Origin of the sequence: Cohnella sp. (assembly GCF_041640265.1) — a bacterium.
In the GTDB taxonomy this organism is placed as follows: domain Bacteria; phylum Bacillota; class Bacilli; order Paenibacillales; family Paenibacillaceae; genus Cohnella.
Genome location: NZ_JBEQAP010000007.1, coordinates 179,868 through 186,341, shown reverse-complemented (window position 1 = coordinate 186,341; position 6,474 = coordinate 179,868). Strand labels below are relative to the sequence as shown.

Genomic DNA, 6,474 nt, shown 5'->3' with positions numbered 1-6,474 from the left:
CCACACATTTATACCTACTTGTCAAGTCTTATTTCTCTTTTTCGTACAAAAAAAGAGCGGGCTATCTTTTTCGATAACCTGCTCTTTTTCTTGATATTTGGACCTGCACCTTAACTAAATGACATTGGCCACACGGCAGCCCTTCCTTCTGTTATTCAACTCCCTCGTTCCCTGTTAGTTGAATAAATTGTTGTCTATTATGCTTGAGTATCTTCATCACTTTTGTATTCTAAAATATCTCCAGGCTGACATTCTAAAGCCGTACAAATCGCCTCTAAAGTGGATAACCGAATTGCTTTTGCCTTACCATTTTTCAATATGGAGAGATTAGCCATCGTGATTCCAACTCTCTCCGAAAGTTCTGTGACGCTCATTTTCCTTTTAGCAAGCATCACATCAATATTTATTATAATTGCCATATTATTCACCTCAGATCAGACTATTAAATCATTTTCCGCTTTTATATCAATGGCTTCTTGTAAAAGTATTTGGAGAACGGCAGCAAAGACTGCGATAACCATTGAAGCAAAAATGATGACCATTCCAATTATTATGATACCTGGGGCGTCGTCCATCTCCGCCATGAGATAGAAGAGTGGCATGCCTGCCACAAACAAGCTACTGATTGTGAATGCACAGTATTTAATATTCTTTAAAACTCGTACAGATAATTCCGAGAAAGCTTTGTTCTTGTCAATATAGCTTAAAAGTTTAAAAGCTTGATACAGCGCAAAGTAAAAAGGTATCGCCGTTGCATACAAATCGATTAAAACGAGATATTTCAAATAAGTATGATCTGGATATAACTCTGCTGCAAAATTCGCTATCTCTGGCACCAAAAATATGTACAAAGCAAGAAATGGGATTCCGATAAGAATAACAGCTGTCTTTAAAAAGAGTGTTGTTCCTCGTTTCATAAAAAGCACCTCACTAATAGATTGTTTATTTGATCTTATCACATCATTTATTGTTTTACAATAAATTAATATCGTTTTAAATAATATTATTGTTGTTATGTAAATCTACACATTCTTGTCATCCTACAATAATCAAACCCAGTGCCATCACGGCACTGGGTTTGATTATTGTAGGGATATTAATGTGTTTACTGTTCCTTCTTCATAGCAGCAAGCTTCCGGCGATACTCCAACGCAGGTAGTCCACCCCAACCCCAATTCTCGGTGTCAACCTCTTCGATAACTACGAAGGTAGATTCTAACGGCTTGTTCAGAACGTTAAGCAGAAGATCGCTGACCCCTTTAATGAGCGCCGCCTTTTCTTCCGCCGTGACAGACTGACGATCTGGTACGGTGCCCTCGCGGGTCACTTGGATTGTAACAATCGGCATGGATATTCTCCCCCAATTAAATTGGAATGTTTAGTTATTATGTCACTGCTTCTACTTTTGCTTAGTGACCTGCATTTTGTCCACCATCAACATGAAGGATCTCACCCGTTACGAAGTTGGCTGAATCCAGATATAAGACTGCCTCGACGATCTCATGTGACTCGCCCATGCGTCCCATAGGATGCAGTTTAGCTAGAGCATCGTGTGATTCAGCAGGATGCATTGGTGTTTTAATGACCCCCGGTGAAACTGCATTCACGCGAATACCTTTGGAAGCATACTCAATCGCAAGTGATTTCGTAGCCGAGTTTAGACCGCCCTTCGTTAATGAGGCGAGTACAGAAGGAACGGCAGCCGACGGTTGGTCAACCAGACTTGTCGTAATGTTAATGATGTGTCCCGTACCTTGTTTCAGCATCTCCGCCATCGCACGTTGAGTAACGTGGAAGAAGCCGACGACATTAGTTGATAAATACGTTGCAAAGTCCTCTTCTGAATACTCCGTAAATGGCTTGGACATGAAGATTCCGGCATTATTAATCAGCGTATCGATGCGTCCATAGTGAGCCATGCTTTCGTCGATCAAGCGCTTCGCGGTCTTAGAATCTGCAACATTACCGGCAACAAACAGCACTTGTTTTCCAGTAGGATCGATTTCTTTTGCAGCCTCAGCCAACTCTTGTTCTCGGCGTCCATTGATAACTACATTCGCTCCCCGATTCACCATCTCAACCGCCATAGCTTTCCCGAGGCCGCTGCTTCCGCCGGTTATCACAAATACTTTCCCCTGAATACTCATATGTTGTTTCTCCTTGTCGCAATTATTGGCCCAAAGACCACCCGTCGTATCGATGAACTGTTTCATTTGAGCTGGAAGATTAACTGTTTTCAAACACTTTCATAAATTCATTAGGAGATTGTAATCCAGATAAACTGATCTCCTCATTAATTACAAAGTAAGGCACCCCTCTGATTCCCATCTTTTGCGCGTTGCGTTGTCCTATTCCAACTTTTTCAAGCCCCTCACCTTGATTAAGCCGCGTTTTGAGTTCAGCAGCATCGTCAGTGACCCCGCTTGCTCTTGCTATCTGCACAAGTTCATCCACATCACCGATATGAGCACCGGTTTCGTTGTACTGCCTCATTCTTGCTTCGAATTGTGCAGTCCCGCCTAGCCGGCCGATCATAATCTGGCGATAATCTTCTCCTTCAGGACGAATACCGGGGTTAAGCTGATAAGCATGCCAGCGAACGGTTGCCTTCGTGCCTGCCGGCAATTGTTTCAAAGCGGTTCGCAGACTGGTTGTTCCCATTCGACACCAGGGGCAAATCGTATCCATGTAAACGTCAATGGTCAAGTCTTTCATAAAACCACCATAACTGGCTTTACCGTTTTAATATGTTGAACGTAATCAATACTGCTCTTTGCCAATCGTTCATCTGTAACGTCAGAAGTGTCGTTTAGCGAAAAGTGAGGCAGATAAGAGGCACTGATAAAATGAGCAAGCGCTTCTATCGGCCGCAATATTTCTTGCAGGGTAAAGCGATTGAATCCGGCTGCGGTGTACGACTCTTCCGTACCATAAGTCGAGATCGCAACACCGATTTCTTTACCTGCTGTTTTATTGCCATCCGGTCCATAGGCCCAACCGTACAGCAATACGGAATCAAACCATTTTTTCAGTAATGGAGGCGTGCTGTACCAATAAAGCGGATATTGAAATATAATCCGGTCATGCGCTTCAATCAATTGTTGCTCTATAGCAACATCGATATTTTCGTCTGGGTACGCCTTATATAATTCATGAATCGTGATATCGTCATGCTTTTGTAATTCCTTCACCCATGACTTGTTCCAGTTGGATGCCTCGATGTTCGGGTGAGTAACGATTACTAAGGTTTTCATTTTTTTGCTCCATTTCATAATGTATTATGTTATAGTTACGCATTTTGGGTAATCACCATCTTGTTTTTATCTACCTATTAAAAGATAGATTTCGGCTTAAAAAAAATATCCGCCTTTTTAAGTTAAAGCGGATATTAATCCATCGGCAATCATGTCAAATCGACTTAAATCTCGAAAACTTTTTGCAAGTAATTGCGCACCTTGAAGCGAAGCAAGAAATTGATGGGCTCGTACATTTGCGGCACCCTCAAAGTTTAGATGCCCATTACGCCGTCCCTGATCCAACACTCGTTCCAACCATTCTAGATTAGCGGTGAACAAATGAGCTAACCCTTCTTGTACTTTACTTGATAAAGTAGCAAGGTCAGTAGCAAACATGACACCCATACAAGTACAACACTCTTGAACAGGGGCCTTGTAAATCAAAATGAATTTTCGAAATTTTTCCAAATTGTTCTGCGTCTCGCTATCGATTTGATCGATTGCAGAAATAAAACTTTTACGATACCGTACAATCAGCGCTTCTCCCAAATCCTCCTTACTAGGGAAATAGTAATGAATACTGGCAGTACGTATCCCTACTTTTTCTGCAATATGTGAATAGCTAAATCCGTTAAAACCGACATCCTGAACAATTGACTGAGCGGTATCCAAAATGAGTTCTGCTGTATTTTTGGTCTTTGTCATATCGTCATTCTACCTTTCAGTAGATAATGAGTCAATACGGAAGCCCGTACATACTGGTAACTTCATCTTTGGAAAAATGGCACTTGATTCATATAGATGATATCGACTTTCTCATGCAGCGGACCGTTTTCTTCGGTTCTACCTCTAAGTTCCAGCCACTCCGGATCTTCCCGAAAGGCTTTATAGTTTCGTTCGCGCGATGCCGCGTCTTGATGCTCAAGAACGTAATACAACCGATTTTTCGATTCGTCCGCGTCCTCCCAGAAATTCGTTACCCGCATACTATGCTTAGCAAAAATTCGTATCGTATCGTCCCGAAATCGATCCAGTAAAGCTTGCATACGACCAGGAATTACTTGGTATATTCGGAGTTCATATAACATGAATGCCACCCCCCTTTGACTATCTATTAAAAGATAGAATTATCATTTAAAAAAAGTCGGCTTATTAATCTGTTGGCCGCTCAATAATCATACAATGATTTTGTTATCATGTATAATACAAAATAAAGATATCCAATATCTCAAATCCTAATACCTAAACTTAACGATGCAGGAGGTCAATATGGATATTCAGTTGCTCAAAGTGTTTATTACCACTGCACATGAAGGTAGTATATCCAAAGCGGCTCAAAAATTAAACTTTGCTCAATCTAATGTCACCCATAAGATACAACAGCTGGAGGCGGATTTGCAGACACCTCTGTTCTACCGCCATAACCGGGGTATTACACTTACCCCTTCCGGTCAAATCCTTGTTACTTATGCTGAGAAAATATTGAATATCATTCAGGAAGCCAGATCGGCCGTCGGAGACTCCTCCGTTCCTGCAGGGCCACTTCATATTGGGTCTGTAGAAACTACAGCTTCGAATCGACTGCCTAAGCTGCTTACCCAATATCACACCCTATATCCATCGGTCGACTTCTCTTTAATCACCGGCCCTACTGAGAAACTCCTTCATGCCGTTTTTCATTATGAGCTGAACGGAGCATTCGTGGCTGGACCCGTAGAGCATCCCGATTTAGTTCAGGAAAAAGTCATTGATGAGGAGCTGGTTCTTATCACTCCTGTCTCCTATCCATCCGTCAAATCCATCCACGATGTGCAATTGCGTACGCTTCTCGTATTCCAAAGCGGCTGTTCCTATAGGGCAAAATTGAATCAGTTGCTTAACGAAGAAGGTATATTGCCCGTGAAGTTAATGGAATTCGGATCGTTTGAAACCATAATCGGTTGTGTCGGCGCCGGACTCGGCATTTCACTTATGCCGCGATCCATCGTAACCGAGGCAGAGAAGCAAGGCCGAGTCCGATGCCATGCGATCGCCGGCAAACATGCCATTGTCACAACTGTGTTCATTAGGCGCAAAGACGCATTAATCACGCCGGCTTTGTCAGCCTTCTTATCGGAGATGCGAGCCCATTTTGGCTAAGGTTGGACATGCGTCACTCCTTAGCTTCCCGATTTTGCGAACTCTTCCCGAACTCGCGGGGCGACTTCCGTTCCTAATAGTTCAATAGCTTTCATAACATCCTCATGTGGCATAGTGCCGGCTGGTAAATGTAGGAAAAATCGTGAGAAGCCTAAATGTTTTTGCATATAAATAATTTTGTTGGCCACCGTTTCGGGATCGCCTACGTAGAATACGCCTTCTGGGCTGCATGAGGCATCGAATTGTGAACGGCTATAATGCCCCCAACCCCGTTCTTTACTCATTGAATTAAACACTGCCTGAGTGGGAGGGAAATACTTTTCGGCCGCAATCGAGGTACTTTCCGCAACGAACCCGAGTGAGTGTACGGCTATCGGTAATTTCGATGCATCATGTCCTGCACGAGTAGCAGCGTTCTTATAGAGCGGCACGAGCGGAGCAAATTGCAAGGGGCTCCCGCCAATGATCGCCAAAACAAGAGGCAGTCCCAGTACCCCTGCTCGTATTACCGAATCCGCATTACCCCCACTGCCAATCCACACGGGTAAAGGGTTCTGAACCGGACGCGGATACACACCCAGATTCGTAAAGGCCGGTCGATGCCCTCCTTTCCAGGTTACCTTCTCCGAGTCCCTTAATTTTAATAAAAGTTCCAATTTTTCCTCGTAAAGCTCATCATAGTCTTTTAAATCATAACCAAACAATGGGAACGCATCGACCATAGAGCCTCGACCCGCGATAATCTCAGCACGTCCATTTGAAATACCATCGAGGGTGGCAAATTGCTGAAACAAACGTACTGGATCAACAGCAGAGAGCACGGTAACCGAACTGGTTAAGCGTATCCTTTTGGTCATAGGCGCCGCTGCCGCCAGAATAACGGCAGTAGCGGAATCCCCAAATTCCTTACGATGATGCTCGCCGACCCCAAATATATCCAACCCAACCTGATCGGCAAGGACGATTTCTTCAACAACCTGCCGCAATCGCTCCGCATGAGTTATCGTCTTGCCCGTTTTAACATCCGGAGTTGTTTCGACAAATGTATCTACACCAATTTCCATTTTCAAATCCCCCTGTCTTTAAATTTAAATTCTAT

General features: G+C 43.3%; 10 protein-coding genes. 1 reads left to right on the top strand and 9 read right to left on the bottom strand.

The window, feature by feature from the left end:
* Positions 1 to 197: 197 nt before the first annotated feature.
* The 8 genes from ACESLK_RS08245 to ACESLK_RS08210 all read right to left on the bottom strand — a co-directional run bounded on the left by ACESLK_RS08245 (position 198) and on the right by ACESLK_RS08210 (position 4,324).
* Positions 198 to 419, bottom strand: coding sequence for a helix-turn-helix domain-containing protein (locus ACESLK_RS08245; protein ID WP_373228748.1), 222 nt, complete (start codon positions 417 to 419; stop codon positions 198 to 200).
* Positions 420 to 434: 15 nt separating this feature from the next.
* A complete protein-coding gene (locus ACESLK_RS08240; RefSeq protein ID WP_373228747.1) occupies positions 435 to 917 on the bottom strand; it encodes a DUF2975 domain-containing protein in 483 nt (160 codons plus the stop codon).
* A 188-nt stretch (positions 918 to 1,105) separates the two neighbouring features.
* Entirely contained in the window at positions 1,106 to 1,348 is a 243-nt protein-coding gene (locus ACESLK_RS08235; RefSeq protein ID WP_373228745.1) for a tautomerase family protein, read from the bottom strand.
* A 61-nt stretch (positions 1,349 to 1,409) separates the two neighbouring features.
* Positions 1,410 to 2,147 carry an SDR family NAD(P)-dependent oxidoreductase gene (locus ACESLK_RS08230; RefSeq protein WP_373228743.1) on the bottom strand — a complete coding sequence of 246 codons (738 nt, stop codon included), beginning with the start codon at positions 2,145 to 2,147 and terminating at the stop codon, positions 1,410 to 1,412.
* A 79-nt stretch (positions 2,148 to 2,226) separates the two neighbouring features.
* Positions 2,227 to 2,715, bottom strand: a complete 489-nt coding sequence (locus ACESLK_RS08225) for a DsbA family protein (RefSeq protein WP_373228741.1) — start codon at positions 2,713 to 2,715, stop codon at positions 2,227 to 2,229.
* Positions 2,712 to 3,254: an NAD(P)H-dependent oxidoreductase gene (locus ACESLK_RS08220; protein WP_373228739.1), complete on the bottom strand. Its 543-nt coding sequence runs from the start codon at positions 3,252 to 3,254 to the stop codon at positions 2,712 to 2,714. The genes ACESLK_RS08225 and ACESLK_RS08220 overlap by 4 nt, the downstream gene beginning before the upstream one ends.
* Positions 3,255 to 3,371: 117 nt before the next feature.
* A complete protein-coding gene (locus ACESLK_RS08215) occupies positions 3,372 to 3,941 on the bottom strand; it encodes a TetR/AcrR family transcriptional regulator (RefSeq protein WP_373228738.1) in 570 nt (189 codons plus the stop codon).
* Positions 3,942 to 4,003: 62 nt separating this feature from the next.
* Positions 4,004 to 4,324, bottom strand: coding sequence for an NIPSNAP family protein (locus tag ACESLK_RS08210; protein WP_373228736.1), 321 nt, complete (start codon positions 4,322 to 4,324; stop codon positions 4,004 to 4,006).
* A gap of 181 nt (positions 4,325 to 4,505) precedes the next feature.
* Between ACESLK_RS08210 and ACESLK_RS08205 the strand changes: the two genes are divergently transcribed.
* A complete protein-coding gene (locus ACESLK_RS08205) occupies positions 4,506 to 5,375 on the top strand; it encodes a LysR family transcriptional regulator (RefSeq protein WP_373228735.1) in 870 nt (289 codons plus the stop codon).
* A 20-nt stretch (positions 5,376 to 5,395) separates the two neighbouring features.
* Here the strand turns inward: ACESLK_RS08205 and ACESLK_RS08200 are convergent, their stop codons facing one another.
* On the bottom strand, positions 5,396 to 6,439 hold the full coding sequence (locus ACESLK_RS08200; protein ID WP_373228733.1) for an LLM class flavin-dependent oxidoreductase: 1,044 nt from the start codon (positions 6,437 to 6,439) through the stop codon (positions 5,396 to 5,398).
* Positions 6,440 to 6,474: the final 35 nt, after the last annotated feature.